The sequence below is a fragment of the Thalassorhabdomicrobium marinisediminis genome (genome assembly GCF_003072065.1).
GTDB classification, from domain to species: Bacteria; Pseudomonadota; Alphaproteobacteria; order Rhodobacterales; family Rhodobacteraceae; genus Octadecabacter; species Octadecabacter marinisediminis.
Map to the genome: position 1 here is coordinate 1 of NZ_QCYG01000030.1, position 899 is coordinate 899.

Here is an 899-nt window from a genome sequence, read left to right on the forward strand (position 1 = left end):
ACGACGAACTGCCTGAGCTAAATGGGTATCACGCGCTCGTCGCTCAGGACAAGTATGAGCAGCGCCGCGCGATTCACCGCAAGATGATCATTCACCCTGATTTGAAAGCCGCCATTGAAGACCGCCTGAAGGCTGGCTGGTCGCCCGAACAGATAGCCGGCAGGATGCGGCTCGAACGGCACCCGATCCGCGTGAGCCACGAAACGATCTATCGCTTTGCCTATTCCAAAGAGGGTCGCGAGGAACAGTTCTACCGCCATCTCCCTGAGCATCGTCGCCGCCGTCGGCCGCGTGGTTACCGCAGGCACAACAAAACCCACATATTCGACGTTCAAAGTCTGTCACACAGGCCTGAGCGTGTTTCAGAGCGCTTAGAATTCGGCCATTGGGAGTGCGACTTGATGATGTTCCGCAAGGAGCATGGCAAGGCAAATGTGACGTCACTGGTGGAGCGCGTCAGCCGCTATGCTGTCGTAATGCGTAATGAAAATCGTCAATCCAAACCGATCATGGAGTCCCTGATCAACGGGTTGGCGCCCCTGCCCGCCGACGCGCGTCAGTCGATCACCTTTGACCGCGGAACCGAGTTCTCGGCCTGGAAACATCTCAAGGCCGGGATCGGAGCGGATGCCTGGTTCTGTGACCCGCAAGCGCCCTATCAGAAAGGCACTGTTGAGAATACGAACAACAGGCTGCGTCGATACCTGCCAAGATCAACCGCGCCGACGGCGCTGACAAATCGATATTTGAGGTCGATTTGCCACCGCCTCAACGCAACGCCGCGCAAGTGCCTTGGCTACCGGACGCCCGCTGAGGTCTTTGAAAGCAACCTGATGGAAATACAGAACCGGTTGGAGTAAAGCGACATATCAGGAACTGCACTTCAGCGTGAGTTCACA

General features: G+C 56.8%; 1 protein-coding gene. It reads left to right on the plus strand.

Features of this window, described 5'->3' with window-relative positions:
* A partial coding sequence (locus tag DC363_RS16595; RefSeq protein WP_108642270.1) for an IS30 family transposase occupies positions 1-860 on the plus strand: 860 nt, incomplete at its 5' end.
* Positions 861-899 lie beyond the last annotated feature (39 nt).